We start from the raw sequence: 15,448 nt of genomic DNA on the forward strand, positions 1-15,448 counted from the left end.
AAGTTTTAGAGAGGAGAGCGATCGCCGTGACCAATAGCTTCAACGCCAAATCCAGCCTAAATGTGAGCGGCAAGGAATATACCTATTACAGCCTGCCGGAAGCCGCGAAGACCCTCGGGGATATCGATCGCTTGCCCTTTAGCTTGAAAGTATTGCTGGAAAATTTGCTGCGGTATGAAGATGGCCGCACGGTGACCGCAGACGATGTGAAAGCGATCGCGCAGTGGTTAGAAACGCAACGCTCTGATCAAGAAATTGCCTACCGTCCCGCCCGCGTCCTGATGCAAGATTTCACCGGCGTGCCTGCGGTGGTTGATTTAGCCGCCATGCGCGACGCCATGGTAAATCTGGGCGGCAATCCCGAAAAAATCAATCCCCTCTCCCCGGTCGATCTGGTCATCGACCACTCCGTCATGGTGGATAGCTTTGGCAGCGACAGCGCCTTTGGCGACAACGTGAAGCGCGAATTTGAGCGCAACGGTGAGCGCTACGCCTTCCTCAGCTGGGGCCAAAAAGCGTTCGACAACTTCCGTGTGGTGCCTCCCGGCACCGGCATTTGCCACCAGGTGAATTTGGAATATCTGGCGCAAACTGTCTGGACGAAGGAAGAAAACGGCGAAACCGTGGCCTACCCCGACACGCTCGTCGGCACCGACAGTCACACCACTATGATCAATGGCCTGGCGGTGCTGGGTTGGGGCGTCGGTGGCATTGAAGCGGAAGCGGCCATGCTAGGCCAGCCCATTTCCATGCTGATTCCCGAGGTGGTGGGCTTTAAGCTGACGGGCAAACTCCCCCAGGGCGCCACCGCCACCGACCTGGTGTTGACTGTCGTGCAAATGCTGCGGCAAAAGGGCGTCGTCAGCAAGTTTGTGGAATTTTACGGTGACGGGCTCTCGCACCTGACTCTGGCCGATCGCGCCACCATCTCCAATATGGCCCCCGAGTACGGGGCGACCTGCGGTTTCTTCCCCATCGATGCGGAGACCCTCAACTATTTAGAATTCTCCGGACGCGATCCTGAGCGGGTGGCCCTGGTCGAAGCCTACGCCAAAGCCCAAGGCCTCTGGCGCGAAGACGATACCCCCGATCCGATCTTTACCGACACGCTGGAACTTGACCTCGCCACGGTAGAGCCTTCCCTGGCAGGTCCCAAACGGCCCCAAGATCGGGTGCTGCTTTCCCAACTGGCCGAGCAGTTCATGACCTCTGACTTTCCCACGTTCAGCGGTCTGGAGTCCTATGCCGAGAAGCGATCGGTGCCGGTCACCGGAGCGGATTATGAGCTGACCGATGGGGCCGTGGCGATCGCCGCCATCACGAGCTGCACCAACACCTCTAACCCCTCCGTCATGATCGGGGCCGGACTCGTCGCCCGCAAAGCCCGTGCCAAGGGCCTGACGGTGAAGCCCTGGGTGAAAACCTCTCTCGCTCCCGGTAGCCAAGTCGTGTCGGACTATTTGGAGAAAGCGGGGCTGCAAGCGGATTTGGATGCTTTGGGCTTCAACCTTGTCGGTTACGGCTGCACCACCTGCATCGGCAACTCTGGCCCGCTGCCCGAGCCCATCGTCGGGGCCATCAACGCGAAGGATCTGGTGGTTGGGGCGGTGCTTTCCGGCAACCGCAACTTTGAAGGGCGCGTCAGCCCCCACACCAAGGCGAACTATCTGGCCTCGCCGCCCCTGGTGGTCGCCTATGCGATCGCCGGTAACCTCGCCATTGATCTGAAAAAAGACCCCATCGGTCAAGACGCGGATGGTCGTCCCGTTTACCTCAAAGACATTTGGCCCACCACGGAAGAAATTAAAGCGGTGATGGGCGAGGCGCTCACGCCTGAAATGTTCCGCAGTCGCTACAGCAACGTGTTTAGCGGTACTGCCGATTGGCAAGCGATCGCCGCTGAAGAAAGCCAGACCTACGACTGGCAGGGCGACAGCACCTATGTGCAAAATCCTCCCTTCTTTGAAAACATGGCCGCGACAGTGAACGGCAGCAGCACCGCTGACATCACGGGGGCGCGACTCCTGGCGCTGCTCGGCGACAGCATCACCACCGATCACATTTCCCCCGCTGGCGCAATCAAAACTGACGGCCCCACGGGCAGCTACTTGCAGAGCCATGACGTGCCCGTGAGCGAGTTCAACTCCTACGGCTCGCGCCGGGGCAACCATGAGGTGATGATGCGCGGCACCTTTGCCAACATTCGCCTGCAAAACGAGCTGGTGCCCGGCTCTTCCGGCGGCGTGACTAAATACATGCCCGCTGGGGAAGAGATGTCCATCTACGATGCGGCGATGAAGTACCAGGCCGAAGGCACGCCGCTCGTCGTCATCGCAGGCAAAGAATACGGCACTGGCTCCTCGCGGGACTGGGCGGCTAAGGGCACCCGCCTACTGGGTGTCAAAGCCGTCGTGGCGGAGAGCTTTGAGCGTATCCACCGCTCTAATCTCGTCGGCATGGGCGTGTTGCCGCTGCAATTCCAGCCTGGCAGCAGTCGTGAAATGCTGAAGTTAGATGGCAGCGAAACCTTTGACCTGACCGGACTGGCCGGGGGCATTCAACCCGGCATGACCGTGACGCTGACGGTGCATCGCGCCGACGGTTCGACTACCTCGGTCGAGCTGCTCTGCCGCATCGATACCCTCGACGAAGTGGAATACTACCGCAACGGTGGCATCCTGCACTACGTGCTGCGGCAGCTGTTGGCAGCTTAACTGACTAAGCAATTCAGCTAAGGCAAACAACTTTGATTTTGGAGAGGTGTGTACATCTACTGATAGATATCTTTAACTCATATGTTCTATCAGTAGATGTACGCCTGCCTTTGTCAGAGGTATCACTTAGATTCGAAGAGAGCACGGGAGAATTACATGATTGAGTCGAATACTCCTAACTGGTCTTTTCAAATCTTGCCGAATGTTGATTTTATCGGCGACACTAGCGTTTTTGCCCTACTCTTTGATGTAAGTTTTCTCGAAAAGTTAGATCAGAATCTATTCATAAGGCCCGCATATAAAGCTCTCCTAAGTTTTCTGGCATCTCTGCACGACAAAGCTAAATACTCAAAGATAGAGTTTACAGTTTTCTCCGGTGAAATCCCTGGCTTTCACCAAGACTATTTTGTTATTGCTTTTGACTATATAGAAGATGATTTCATTGAGGAAACGAGAAGGTTTTTCTCTTAATTGATTTCTGAACTCAAAATCGATTTTTGTTCTTCAGAGGCACTAATGCCTGCGTTTAGATATCAACAGGGCTATGTTGTCGAATATTCAGAAGCCGATATGGCAGGAACAAGCTATTTAGATGGTGATGATAACTATGGTTCTCAACTAGAGATTTATCGTAGAAGTTGGCAAGAACCTGAAGACGTCGGACTTTCTGACAGTCTGTATGGCCAACTAGAAAATTGAGAGAGCACTGAATTTGAATAAGAAACGTTGGTTTGCAGGCTGCTAGGAGCATAAATGCCTTCGTGTTATCTTTGCGGAACTTGGATATCAAGAGGTAAAGGAGTCCGAGCTGACTTAGTTACAGGCTCGTCCTTTAGTTCACGAGGAAATTCAAGATTTTATATTTCACGCAAAACAATTTGTTCTAACTGCGCTAGAAAAAGAAGACGAAATCGCAGGATTTATCAACTTTTCGTCCTATTTGTGATTTTAGGGATCGCGGGTTTGTTTGTCTTCTCTGGAAGTGACGATTCAGATAGCTCTCAAGATGTCAATACAAGTAATGCTGAAATTGTTGAGTTTCCCAAAGATTCTTGTGGAGATCGATCTTCTGGGAAAGAGCAGCAATGGCACAGCGTGATTCTAGAAGATTCAAATCTTGAATATGTAGTCAATAATTTATGCAGAGATGCTTTTGTCCGAGAATTCAACGGAAAGCAAGTCATCCAAGTTGCTAGCTTCATTAATTCTGAGAAAGCCCATGAATTTGCCAAAAAAGTTAATGGGCAAGTCATGCCTCCATAATTCTTGGTATATGAGAAGAGATACGAAAATAGGAAAAAGAGACAAATACTACGATCGCGCCAAAAATTCTGATCGCAACATCGACATCAGCCACATCGACGCAAACTGCTCGCCCAGTTTGACGCTTTCCCGCAGGCGGCCCTCTTCCACGAAGCCCAAACTGCGATACAGCGATCGCGCTCGATGGTTCTCTTCCATCACATCCAGCCAAACCCGGTGGGCGGCAAACTCGTTAAAGGCTTTATCGAGCACCTGCATAAGGACCTCGCGACCATAGCCCTGGCCCGTTTGGGTAATCACAATGCGTTTGAGTAGCAGGCACTGATCCGGGTCTTGCAGCCCGAGCAAAATCACATAACCGACGCGATCGCGCGTCGTCGCATCTTCAATGATCCAGTGGCCCTCATTGGCATCGGCCAGGGTTTGCAAATGGCGATCGCGCGTCCACAGTCGCACATAGCCCGCTGCATGGGCCGCTGCTTCCGCTGGCAACACAAAGTCCAGATCGTCGGGCGTTGTCGGGCGCAGTTGGGCAGTGGGGGAGTTCATCGCCAGTCGTTAACCAAAAAGTCGCAAATTCAGAAACAGGATTTTATCAAGAGCCAGCCTGGTCGCGCCGTCAGCTCGCTTGCCCTTGAACAGCCGAGACGGCTGTTCACACGGCATGCAATACATTCCTGAGGGAGCTGCGATGAGCTTGATTCGGGTGCAGCGAGTTAATCATCTAGCGCGATCGTCGCCACCACCTGACCGTGATCGGACTTCCAGCGTTCAATCTGGTCGTCCAGCAGCGTTTGGTCAAATAGGTGGTCATTGTAAACCGAGACGTAAATGACCTGACCAATGTGGTTGCGATTGCGCGGGGCAAATTCCTCACTCACCATGATGTGGTCGAGGCTGTCGTAATGCCCATTGTGGATGTGGGTGTAATAGTGGTCGCCGTAGCCCAGCCGCGCCTGGATATCTTTGACCTGATACAGCAGTGTGTCCCACACGGGCACTTTTCTGCGGAACGGCCAGCATTCCCACGGTGGCTGCCCGGAAACCAGTTGCGTCGTCACTGCCGTATCGTTATCGTTCACATCGCCCATCACAATGACCGGATAGCGGCGATCTCGCAACTTTTCCATCAAGATATAGCGCAGAGCCGTGGCCTCGGCGGCGCGGCGGATTAGCGATCGCGCCTGCCCTTTCGCAATTTCTACGGGATCGGTGCGATCGACCTCGCGAAACATCGTCGGTCGCTTTGACTTCAAATGCACCACAAACACGGTGCAGTGCATGCCATTGGGCAACTCCACATCCACCGCTAGCACCGGATGCGAAAATGAGGTGAGCGGAATCCGTGCCTTTTCCGCATCCACACTTAGCCAGCTTTCCGGCGGAAAGTCGACGTAAACGCGCTGCCCCAAGACGGGAAATCGCGTCGCTAGCGCGACCCCTGGCCCCTTGCCAATTCCGTCGGCCATCACTAACTGATGCTGTTGAGCGCTCTGGGTGGTGGCTAAGACGTCAGCCAACGCCTCTGGCTGAAAAATTTCTTGAAATCCCACCAGGTCAACTTGCATCCGGTCGAGTTGGCGCGCCGTCCAGTCCACCTTTTGACGATAGTCCGCGACTGAGTAAGACTCGCCGTGATAGTACTCCACCTCAGGCAACACTAGGTTGTTGAGGTTAAACGTGCCAATCCGAAACTGCTGTTTTGCCAAATCCCTTCACCCACGGTATCGGTTGCCCGCGATCGCCTCCCGCTCAGGTGGTCTAACGGTTGGCCTTGTAGCACCGTCAGAGCAACATAGACCAGACCGTAGGGCAAATATTGATCAGACTGTATCCCATCCATCAGATCTCAGTCGTGCCCCTGTCATACTCTTCAAATCAATCAACCTTTGTTAACTGAACCGGTCGAGGGGCGTGGCCTGGTGACTGGCACGTCGTGTAACTGCCCCCTTCCCTGTTCGCACCGGCCCATGTGGCCTTGGCTTGCTGTTGGAAATGAGATCCGTGCATGTTTACGCTCAAAGATGTCTTTTTTGCCTTTGTGGTCATCGCCATGCTGATTTTGGGCGGGCGTTTTATCAAACAGCGATTCCGCTGGATTCAGATGTTGTATCTACCGGAATCCATTGTAGCCGGGGCACTCGCGCTCATCTTGGGGCCACAAATTTTGGGGGCGATCGCCACCGCTCTCTTGGGTGAAGGTACGCTGCTCTCGGGTGGCCTCTTTTCTGAACCCATTCGCACTGTCTGGTCCCAGTCGCCCAGCGTCTTCATCAACATTGTGTTTGCGGCCCTCTTTTTGGGCGAAACCATTCCTAACCCCCGCAGTATTTGGCAAAAAGCCGCGCCGCAGGTGGTGTTTGGTCAGTCCCTGGCCTGGGGACAGTATGTGACGGGCATTCTCGCCACCGCACTCATCTTGATTCCTTTCTTTGGGGCGGATCCCATGGCGGCGGCCCTGATTGAGATTGGCTTTGAAGGCGGGCATGGCACCGCTGGCGGCATGGCCGAAACGTTTGTGGAGTTGGGTTATCCCGAGGGGGCCGACCTGGCACTGGGGCTAGCGACAGTGGGGATTGTTTCGGGCATCATCGCCGGGACAGCTTTGGCGGACTGGGGTCGCCGGAAGGGCCATGTTCAACACGGGGCACAGGTGATCTCTGAAGAGGCTGAGATTCCTGATTTGACGCACGCTGAAACGCCAGAACTGCGAGCTCGCCGCGCGGCTCTGATGGAGGGGTTACTCATTGATCCGCTGTCCATTAACTTTGGCTTTGTGGGCATTGCGATCGCGATCGGCTGGCTCATTCTCAATGGCCTGGTACTGCTAGAGTCCGTCACCTGGGGCACCACGGGCTTCGAAATTATGAGCTACGTCCCTCTGTTTCCCATGGCTTTGATTGGCGGCATCGTTGTGCAAATTGCCCTCGAGCGCCTCGGCCTAGAGCCGCTCGTCATTCGACCGTTGATGCAAAATATTGCGGGTCTCGCGTTAGATGTGGTGGTGGTGACCGCACTGGCCTCCATTTCACTGCGAGTGATCGGGAGTAACTTAGGCGTGTTTCTCACCCTGAGTATCGTGGGCATCGCCTGGAATGTCTTGTTCTTTCTGTATTTCGCCCCCCGCATTTTTCCGCACTACTGGTTTGAAAAAGGTATCGGTGATTTAGGCCAGTCGATGGGGGTTACCGCTACCGGGATTTTGTTGCTGCGGATGGTCGATCCAGAAAATCGCTCCGGCGCCTTCGAAAGCTTTGCCTACAAGCAACTCTTTTTTGAGCCGATTGTCGGGGGCGGTTTGTTTACGGCTGCGGCGCCAGCGTTAATTGCGCGCTTTGGCCTGGGTACGACGCTGGCGATTACCGGGGGCTTACTCCTCTTTTGGCTCGCTATGGGGTTTTTACTCATGCGCCAAAACAGCCGCCGCGCGACGGTCTCTGGTCGGATTTGAAAACACAAGGATTGTTAACGCTGGTTTGCTGACGCGATCGCCACCATCAGGGGACGGTTCCCTTGAACTCTCTTTATCAACGTCAGTTCAGCCGTGAGGGAACCGTCCCCTTTACAGACCACTGCCGATGTTGAGAGTTGGTACTGACAGCTTCTCCCATCTTCCGTACCCACGGCATGACGCCGATACCTAAACGACTTTGCGCGTCCAGATGGGCTCGATTTTGAGGGGCCGCTGCTTGTGAGACGGCATCGTTTGCCGGAAGGACTGGTAATAGTCCTTATGCGCTTCGACAAAGAGAGTCCGTAGTTCTGCGATCGGTTCGGGATTGTTATCGACGCGGAGATCTAAATAGGGATAAAAGTCATCTTGCACGATGTACAGGGCGGCGGATTGCTTGCCGCGCTTATCGCCGCCCGCCATTTCCCCCGCTTCCAGCGCACACAGCAATCGCTCTGAAAAGCTCAAAGACGGATTATTGCGAAAAGTCTCGGCCATAGCGTGCAACACCTGTTCTCCCACCAGCATGTTGCCCGCCACCGAGAAATTGGGAAAGGTGAAGTGCCCAGCCCAGTCAGTACAATGCTGGCCCGTCCAAGCGGCAGTATGGCCTTGGTGGTCAACTAAATGCAGTTGTCGATAATCCCGCTCGTCATCGTTTTGTAGCAGCACATCCAGCACCTCGCCGACCGGAATGGCGTGAGTTTCAGCCTGAGCCGCTTTGCGACTTTCGAGCAGTCGCAAGCCCCAGATGCCTAATAGCGGATTGGTTTGGGCTTGAGTCGCGATCGCCCCCACTGCGGCCTTCGCATGGGGCACTAACGCGCCAACCGCCAAATGCTTGGTCGCCACAGCGACGCCGGTCATGCCAGTATGCGGATCCCAGGCCACGATAGAGAATGTCATGCAGCAACCCCCTACCCACAACGCATTAATAGATGTACTCAATTGTTAATCTTTTTTGAAAAAAGATCTGTCGTGAATCTTACGGTTCTTGTATACAGTCTCCTTGTGCGGACTCTGGGGAATAACGGGCATCGCTGAAAGCGCCAACACAACACGTTACAATGGCGGCCTGACACACACTCTCAAGAATGACGCAAGATCTGAAACAAGAACTGAAGTCAATGATTGGGCCTGCCGCTTGGCATAACCTGTTGCCCCACGCGGCCCGCGACAGCATCGTTTTGGTCAATCCGGGCTTAGACCTGGCCGAAGTCGGAGTCGCTGTCGCCACTGATAATGTAACTTCGGTGCAGCGCTGGATTAGCGAGGCACTGATTACCAAACCCACGGTGGCGCAAATGGAAGATTGGGAGCGCGATCGCAGCCGCCAGTTCCAAACGCTGATTGTGCAGCCTTACGTCCTCATTCAACATCTACCCGACGCCGCCACTGCCGCCGAGTAAACTGCCCACGCACTGCTATGTTTACCGTTCCGGTCTTGCCACGACGAGCATCACGCCCGATAGTCTAAACAGGAAACCTCTACGAGCGCACCATACTAATGGGTCAAAGCGTTTCTCCCCAACCACCCTCCGCACCCGTGCAACAGCTGAGTTTGTTTCGCACGCCGTTACCCTGGCTGGTCGCCTTTTGGAAATTTTCTCGTCCTCATACCATTATTGGTACGAGTCTCAGCGTGATCGGCGTCTTTGTCATTAGCTGGACGGTGGTCCAAGACAGCAGTGTCACACCGATCTTGAACCCGTTTTCGCTGCTGCTGCCGTTGCTGGCTTGTCTGGCGGGCAATGTGTATATCGTCGGGCTCAATCAGATCGAAGATGTTGAGATCGATCGCATCAATAAACCCGCCCTCCCGATCGCTTCAGGCGAATTTTCGAACAGCAACGCCTGGAGCATCGTTGTTTTTGCGGCCAGTCTCAGCATTTTGTTAGCGGCCTTTGGCGACTGGTACTTGCTGGCGACGATTTTGCTGAGTTTAATCATCGGTACCGCCTATTCCGTGCCGCCGATTCGCCTCAAGCGGTTCCCCTTTTGGGCATCGGTTTGCATTTTGACCGTGCGCGGCGGCATCGTGAATCTGGGTTTGTTTTTGCACTACAGCCATCAACTGGGGCTACCGCTCCAGATTCCGGCCCGCATGTGGGCCTTAACCGCCTTTGTGCTGGTGTTCAGCATTGTGATCGCAATTTTTAAAGATATTCCTGACATTGAGGGCGATCGCCAATTCAATATCACCACCTTTACCGTCCGGTTAGGCCAAACTCGGGTTTATCAAGTGGCGCGACTGGTGTTGACCCTCTGCTATGTCGGCATGATGGTCGCCGTGCCGTGGATTCCAGGGATTGACTGGGTCTTTGTCGGGGTGACCCATACGGCCTTGCTGGGGTGGTTTTGGTGGCGCAGCTATCGAGTGGCCATGCCCAACCAGGCGGCTAGCGACGATTTGCCGCTGACTTTTACCAACTTTTACCAGTTCATCTGGCAACTCTTCTTTTTAGAGTATGTGCTGTATCCGATCGCCTGCCTATTGGGCTAACCTGCGGGTGGCAAAACCACCCAACTGTCCGGCAACCCCTAACGCAATCGTTCGTAGAGTGGGGATTTGAGATATGCCAACCACGGCGAAACGACAGCTGGGCGATCGCGGCGAAGCGCTCGTAGCTGACTGGCTGCGTCAACAGGGATGGCAGATCATTGCCCAGCAGTGGCACTGTCGCTGGGGCGAACTTGACCTGATTGCCCAGCATCCGCAGTCGGCGATCGGCATCGCGTTTGTGGAAGTCAAAACCCGTCGCCGTTTGGGGCTGGATCAGGGCGGCCGGCTAGCGATTACCCCCCAAAAGCAGCAAAAGCTGTGGCGCAGCGCCCAAACCTTTTTGACTGAGCACGAACTCTATCAGGAGTTGCCGTGCCGGTTTGATGTGGCCCTGGTGGTTCAGGGCATCACGACGCCGAGCCTCCGCCATACGTCCAGTGGCGCACCGCCTTTAACCCTGGTGGAGTATCTGGAAAACGCCTTTCAAATGGCCGATTAATTGCTGAGTAGAGGTTGATCGTCGAGTTGTGACAAATCGACAGATTCCAGCAGTTCTGACCAGCGGGCAGCCCAACTGCGATCGCTGCCGTCCGCCGCCGTCTGGAGCGTCGCTAGCTGCGCCACCGCATCAAACCAAAAGCCATTTTGGGTGTACAAACTGACCTGATCAGATGCTGAGACCAATGGCAGAACACTACTTAAGCCTTGGCTTGGGGGACGATATTCTACCCAGCCGGAAATCTGTAAATCACCGGTTTCATTAGCCGGGTTACAAAAAGCCTCAATTTGCCAAAGATAGCGATCGCCCGGTTCTAGTCCGGGTTGGTTAGCGGTTTCCGGCACCTCAAAGCTGACAATGCCAGCCCTCCCGAGACCGGTTTCATCCTGGGGAACGTCTAATCGGGTGGTGTAAAGGATCGAGAGCGGGGCACCAGACTCATCGACTTGGAAGAGCGAAAACCGGAAAGATTGCGCCTGACTAATCGGCATATACCAGTAAAACCGAGGATAGGGGGTAGCGCTTAAACCAATATTTTCAGTCGGTATGAGCCCAATCAATTCGGTGGGTGCCCCGGCCAAAATGCACCCCCGAGTCCCGGCACTCTCGCGACGTCCCGGCGTTCCCAAGCCTGCCGGTGGCACATACGGTTCCGCGAGGGCGGCAGTGCTACTCGCTAGCACCACTGCCAAAGGCAAAAGTTTCACACAGAATGAGCAAAGGACTTCAGCAAATTTCATGAATCTAAGCAGTGACAGTTTTCGGAAAATCGGGCACGCCTGATAGCTGCACCATACTCTGCTACTGCAACGTATTAAGGGCAAAATCCGCAAAAAATTACACGCTCATGATAGTTGAGCCCAAGTTTGAAGCCAGCGGAGCTAATCAACATGCGCATGTCCTCATTCCCCCCAATGCCTGATAGCCGCTCAACTAATGCGACCGATGGCCGAATTGACGCGCCCGTCACCAGCTCAAAAGTTAGCCGCAGTCAGCGAATACAGTGGCATTTCCTGGGTTCTGTCAGTACACTAAAGCGTCCTGCTGATTCACTCACCGATTGCCGACTGACAATTCACCAAATATATGCGTCGTTCGTCGTCAAACTTGCGGACAACACCATATATAGTGGTTACAACTTTTAGACGTTTTCGTGAGTTGCGAGGTTGTAGAAAGTTTAAAAACGACGCCAAACGTCTCCTCTGCTCCTAAGATTCGCTCAATTTGAGTCGATATCATGTCAACGCCTTGTCATCCGCTCGTAATTTAAGTACATTTGTTTTAACCGCTCAAGCTCTGGCCAGTGCATATTAAGCGCGTAGAACTGTCTCATTTCAAGTCGTTTGGTGGCACGACAGCGGTGCCGCTGTTGCCAGGGTTCACGGTGATCTCTGGCCCCAATGGGTCTGGCAAGTCAAATATTTTGGATGCGCTGCTGTTTGCATTAGGGCTGGCGAGTTCTCGGGGAATGCGGGCCGATCGCTTACCCGATCTGGTCAATCAAAGCCACATTGGGCGGCGATCGACCGCCGAAGCGACCGTTACCGTCACGTTTGATATTTCTGATATTGCGCCTGATCTCATCATTGATCGCAGCACTCCCAACGTCGAAGCCGATGCCGAGAGTGCGATCGAGGTGGAAGCAACGCCCGCGATCGAGGATGAGTTGCCACCGGAGTCGGAAGCGACGGCAGCTACCAGTGAGGATGACAATAAAGTGGTGCCGCTGCCCACGCAGCGTGAGTGGACGGTGACGCGCCGCCTGCGGGTAACCAGCCAGGGCACCTACACGTCCAATTACTACATCAATGGCGACCCCTGTACGCTGACCGAACTGCACGAACAATTGCAGCGGTTTCGCGTCTATCCCGAAGGCTACAACGTGGTGTTGCAGGGCGATGTTACCAGCATTATTTCCATGAACTCGCGAGAGCGCCGCGAAATTATCGATGAGTTGGCCGGCGTGGCTTCCTTCGATCGCAAAATCAATCAGGCGATGGAAAAGCTAGAAGTCGTGCGGGAGCGCGAAGAACGCTTTCGCATGGTGGAGCAGGAGTTGGTGACCCAGCGCGATCGCCTCGCTCAAGACCGCCTCAAAGCGGAAAAATACCAGAAGCTCAAAGCCGAACTCCACACCCGCAACGAGTGGGAAACGGTATTGACCTGGCAACAACAGCAGCAACAGGTGAATGCGCTGCGCCAGATGATTCAGCAGGATGCCGAGGCGATTCAGCAATTTGGGGTGCAGGTGCGCGAGTTAGAGGCCACCATGCAGACTACAGGTGAAGAACTGACCGCCCTCAATGCCCGTGTCAAAGCGTTGGGCGAAGACGAACATCTGGCGCTGCAATCCCAATTGGCCATCCAGGAGGCGGAACTGCGGCAACTGCAACGGCAGCAGCAGGGCTTGACCACCGAGAGCCAAACCACGGCAGCCAACTTGCGCCAAAGTCAAATCAATTTGCAAGAGCAGCAGCAAACCTTAGCTCGCCTAGCGGAAGAAATTCAGGTGTTGCAGCAGGGCGAACTGGTGACCCTCACCCGGCATCTCGAAGCGGCCCAAACCGCCTTAACGGCTAAGCGGGAAGCGACGAGTGCGATCGCCAGCGCTTCTCAAGCCTGGGTGGAAGAGCAAACCCAGCGCCGCCGCCAAATTGAGGATTTATTGCGTACGCTGGAACCGCAACGAGCCGAACAGGTGCGGCTACAAGAGCGGGTCAGTCAGCTCACCCAGCAAATTGCCGAACTTTCTACGAATGTTCAAGAGCTGGCTCAGCAAATTGACGCTCAAGCGCTGCCGGAATCTGCAGAAGCCGGAGATGCTTCGAGTGCGGAAGCGAATATTCAGCGCTTGGCCCAAATCGTCGCCGATGCGGAACAAGAGCAGAAGGTGCAACAAGAAACTCAGCAGCGTCTCTTGCAAGAACAGCGGCAAAAGCAGCGCGAACTGGACAAACTTGAAGCCCAAACCCAGGCTATGCAAGAAAGCCAGGGGACTCAAGCCACTCAAATCTTGATCGATAGCGGTTTACCGGGCATTTGTGGCCTGGTGGCTCAATTGGGGCGAGTCGATCCACGCTTTCAACTGGCGCTGGAAATCGCTGCTGGGGGCCGGTTGGGCTATCTGGTGGTCGAAAACGATCAAGTCGCCTCTCAAGGCATTGCGTTACTCAAGCAACGGCGCGCGGGACGAGCCACCTTCCTGCCGTTGAATGCCATTCGCGTGCCTAAAATCAACCGCATTCCCGACTGGAAACGGCCTGATGGGCTGGTGAATTACGCCGTTGATTTGATTGACTGCGACGATCGCTATCGCAAAGTGTTTGAATTTGTCTTCGGCAGCACCGCTGTCTTTGAAACCCTGCAAGCGGCCAGAAGCCACCTGGGGCAATTTCGCATGGTCACCCTGGATGGCGAGCTACTGGAAACCAGTGGTGCTATGACCGGGGGCAGCATCAGTAAGCAGCGCGGACGGCTGCATTTCGGCACGGTGGAAGCGGGTGAGTCGGAAGAAGCGATCGCTCTCCGCGATCGCCTCGCCGAAATCGATCAAATTCTGAATCATTGCGAACAGCGCATTGCCGCCGCCAAACTCGCCGTGAAAGCCGCTGCCGATAACTTGCTCGAAGCCCGCCAACAGCACCGCGAGCAAGCCCTGCAAACCCAGCAGGTGCAACAGCAACTCCGGCAGTTACAGCAGCAGCGCGCCCAAGGCGAAGCCCGCCTGGCTCAATATCAAGCGGAACTGACGACCGCTCAGAGCCGACTGGCGGAGCTGGCGTCCCAACTGCCGGAACAAGAAGCCGAACTGCAAGCCCAACGGGACGCCCTCGCAGCCCTAGAACAATCACAGACCCATAGTGAGTGGCAGCAAGCCCAGACCGCAGTCCAGACTTTGGAACAGCAATTGAGCGATCGCCAAGCCACCTTGCAAGCGGCTGAGCGTCGCCTCCGCGATTTCCAAACCCAGCAAGAACGAGTGCAGATTACGAGTCAGCAGCAGCAGACTCAAATCGCTGATTATCAACAGCAGCAAACTCAGCAAGAGCAGCAGCGTCAGGCCTTAGCGCAGCAGCAGACCGACCTCAATACCGCCATGCAGGCTACGCGCCAACAGTTGAGCGCGCTGGATGCCAAGCTGGCGGAAGAAAAAGGGAATCGCGATCGCGTCGAAGCGCAATATCGCGATCAGCAAACCCAAAAGCAACAGCTGGAATGGCAGCGGGAAAAACGCCTCGAAACGCGCAAAGAACGGCAGCAACAACTGGCGGCCCTAGACACTGAACTCGCCGCCCAAGGCACTGAACTGCCCGACCCCCTGCCCGAAATTCCTGCCGACACCGACTTGGAAACGGTGAAAAAGCAAATTCGCTCGCTGCAGCGCCGCCTCGAAGCCTTGGAGCCCGTGAATATGTTGGCCCTCGAAGAATACAATCAAACCCAAGAACGGCTCGAAGAACTCTCCAACAAGCTCACCACCCTGCAAGAAGAGCGCACCGAGCTGCTGCTACGCATCGAAAACTTCACCACCCTCCGTCAACATGCCTTCCAAGAAGCCTTCGACGCGGTGAATGAAAACTTCAGCGAAATCTTTGCTCAGCTCTCCGATGGGGATGGCTATCTGCAACTGGATGATCCCACGAATCCATTTAACGGTGGCCTCAATCTCGTGGCCCACCCTAAGGGCAAACCTGTGCGGCGTCTAGCCTCAATGTCCGGGGGCGAAAAGTCGCTCACCGCCCTGAGCTTCATTTTTGCGTTGCAGCGCTATCGACCCTCCCCGTTTTACGCCTTTGACGAAGTTGATATGTTCCTCGACGGTGCGAATGTGGAGCGACTGTCTAAAATGATCAAACAACAAGCTCAACAGGCCCAGTTCATCGTGGTGAGTTTGCGGCGACCCATGATCGAAGCCGCCCAGCGCACCATTGGCGTGACCCAAGCCCGAGGCGCTTATACCCAAGTCCTTGGCATTAGCTTGGAGCCACAAAGTGCCTCCATGTAGATCTGTTAAGATC

General features: G+C 54.9%; 13 protein-coding genes. 8 read left to right on the forward strand and 5 right to left on the reverse strand.

The genetic code is table 11. The features are described from left to right. Window positions 1-26: 26 nt before the first annotated feature. The 3 genes from acnA (at window position 27) to DYY88_RS24525 (ending at window position 3,977) form a co-directional block, all read left to right on the forward strand. Entirely contained in the window at window positions 27-2,714 is a 2,688-nt protein-coding gene (acnA, locus tag DYY88_RS17400) for an aconitate hydratase AcnA (RefSeq protein ID WP_130199495.1), read from the forward strand. A gap of 471 nt (window positions 2,715-3,185) precedes the next feature. Beyond that, window positions 3,186-3,413: a hypothetical protein gene (locus DYY88_RS17410; RefSeq protein ID WP_039726574.1), complete on the forward strand. Its 228-nt coding sequence runs from the start codon at window positions 3,186-3,188 to the stop codon at window positions 3,411-3,413. A gap of 264 nt (window positions 3,414-3,677) precedes the next feature. Then, a complete protein-coding gene (locus tag DYY88_RS24525) occupies window positions 3,678-3,977 on the forward strand; it encodes a hypothetical protein (protein WP_130199496.1) in 300 nt (99 codons plus the stop codon). A 48-nt stretch (window positions 3,978-4,025) separates the two neighbouring features. On the opposite strand, the gene DYY88_RS17420 is transcribed toward DYY88_RS24525, so the two are convergent. The 3 genes from DYY88_RS17420 to DYY88_RS24290 form a co-directional block, all read right to left on the reverse strand. Then, window positions 4,026-4,526 carry a GNAT family N-acetyltransferase gene (locus DYY88_RS17420; RefSeq protein WP_039726576.1) on the reverse strand — a complete coding sequence of 167 codons (501 nt, stop codon included), beginning with the start codon at window positions 4,524-4,526 and terminating at the stop codon, window positions 4,026-4,028. 167 nt (window positions 4,527-4,693) lie between these two features. Beyond that, the gene (locus DYY88_RS17425) at window positions 4,694-5,686 is read right to left on the reverse strand and encodes an endonuclease/exonuclease/phosphatase family protein (RefSeq protein WP_039726577.1); all 993 of its coding nucleotides are present in this window, start codon (window positions 5,684-5,686) and stop codon (window positions 4,694-4,696) included. Next, window positions 5,638-5,820, reverse strand: a complete 183-nt coding sequence (locus DYY88_RS24290; RefSeq protein ID WP_165390131.1) for a hypothetical protein — start codon at window positions 5,818-5,820, stop codon at window positions 5,638-5,640. The genes DYY88_RS17425 and DYY88_RS24290 overlap by 49 nt, the downstream gene beginning before the upstream one ends. Window positions 5,821-5,985: 165 nt before the next feature. Between DYY88_RS24290 and DYY88_RS17430 the strand changes: the two genes are divergently transcribed. Further along, window positions 5,986-7,428 (forward strand): sodium/glutamate symporter, encoded by a 1,443-nt coding sequence (locus DYY88_RS17430; protein WP_039726578.1) that lies wholly within the window; start codon window positions 5,986-5,988, stop codon window positions 7,426-7,428. 189 nt (window positions 7,429-7,617) lie between these two features. Here DYY88_RS17430 and DYY88_RS17435 read toward each other — a convergent pair whose 3' ends face one another. Next, window positions 7,618-8,334 (reverse strand): DUF1028 domain-containing protein, encoded by a 717-nt coding sequence (locus DYY88_RS17435; protein ID WP_039726579.1) that lies wholly within the window; start codon window positions 8,332-8,334, stop codon window positions 7,618-7,620. A 188-nt stretch (window positions 8,335-8,522) separates the two neighbouring features. On the opposite strand from DYY88_RS17435, the gene DYY88_RS17440 reads away from it, so the two are divergent. The 3 genes from DYY88_RS17440 to DYY88_RS17450 all read left to right on the forward strand — a co-directional run bounded on the left by DYY88_RS17440 (window position 8,523) and on the right by DYY88_RS17450 (window position 10,430). Beyond that, window positions 8,523-8,837: a DUF2288 domain-containing protein gene (locus DYY88_RS17440; protein WP_039726580.1), complete on the forward strand. Its 315-nt coding sequence runs from the start codon at window positions 8,523-8,525 to the stop codon at window positions 8,835-8,837. Window positions 8,838-8,974: 137 nt separating this feature from the next. Next, a complete protein-coding gene (locus DYY88_RS17445) occupies window positions 8,975-9,931 on the forward strand; it encodes a homogentisate phytyltransferase (protein WP_039726581.1) in 957 nt (318 codons plus the stop codon). Between the two features lie 73 nt (window positions 9,932-10,004). After that, window positions 10,005-10,430 carry a YraN family protein gene (locus DYY88_RS17450; RefSeq protein ID WP_039726582.1) on the forward strand — a complete coding sequence of 142 codons (426 nt, stop codon included), beginning with the start codon at window positions 10,005-10,007 and terminating at the stop codon, window positions 10,428-10,430. Here DYY88_RS17450 and DYY88_RS17455 read toward each other — a convergent pair. Then, a complete protein-coding gene (locus tag DYY88_RS17455; RefSeq protein ID WP_052288369.1) occupies window positions 10,427-11,137 on the reverse strand; it encodes a DUF928 domain-containing protein in 711 nt (236 codons plus the stop codon). The genes DYY88_RS17450 and DYY88_RS17455 overlap by 4 nt on opposite strands. Window positions 11,138-11,733: 596 nt before the next feature. Between DYY88_RS17455 and smc the strand changes: the two genes are divergently transcribed. Then, complete coding sequence (gene smc, locus DYY88_RS17460; protein ID WP_039726583.1) at window positions 11,734-15,435, forward strand: chromosome segregation protein SMC; 3,702 nt, start codon at window positions 11,734-11,736, stop codon at window positions 15,433-15,435. The last annotated feature ends 13 nt before the right edge of the window (window positions 15,436-15,448 follow it).

This window comes from Leptolyngbya iicbica LK (assembly GCF_004212215.1).
Taxonomy (GTDB): domain Bacteria; phylum Cyanobacteriota; class Cyanobacteriia; order Phormidesmidales; family Phormidesmidaceae; genus Halomicronema; species Halomicronema iicbica.

What these genes read in the sequence shown, in the direction of transcription:
- DYY88_RS17420 (WP_039726576.1), bottom strand. Translation starts at nt 4,526, where the DNA reads ATGAACTCCCCCACTGCCCAACTGCGCCCGACAACGCCCGACGATCTG.
- DYY88_RS24290 (WP_165390131.1), bottom strand. Translation starts at nt 5,820, where the DNA reads ATGGATGGGATACAGTCTGATCAATATTTGCCCTACGGTCTGGTCTAT.
- DYY88_RS17430 (WP_039726578.1), top strand. Translation starts at nt 5,986, where the DNA reads ATGTTTACGCTCAAAGATGTCTTTTTTGCCTTTGTGGTCATCGCCATG.
- DYY88_RS17435 (WP_039726579.1), bottom strand. Translation starts at nt 8,334, where the DNA reads ATGACATTCTCTATCGTGGCCTGGGATCCGCATACTGGCATGACCGGC.
- DYY88_RS17440 (WP_039726580.1), top strand. Translation starts at nt 8,523, where the DNA reads ATGACGCAAGATCTGAAACAAGAACTGAAGTCAATGATTGGGCCTGCC.
- DYY88_RS17450 (WP_039726582.1), top strand. Translation starts at nt 10,005, where the DNA reads ATGCCAACCACGGCGAAACGACAGCTGGGCGATCGCGGCGAAGCGCTC.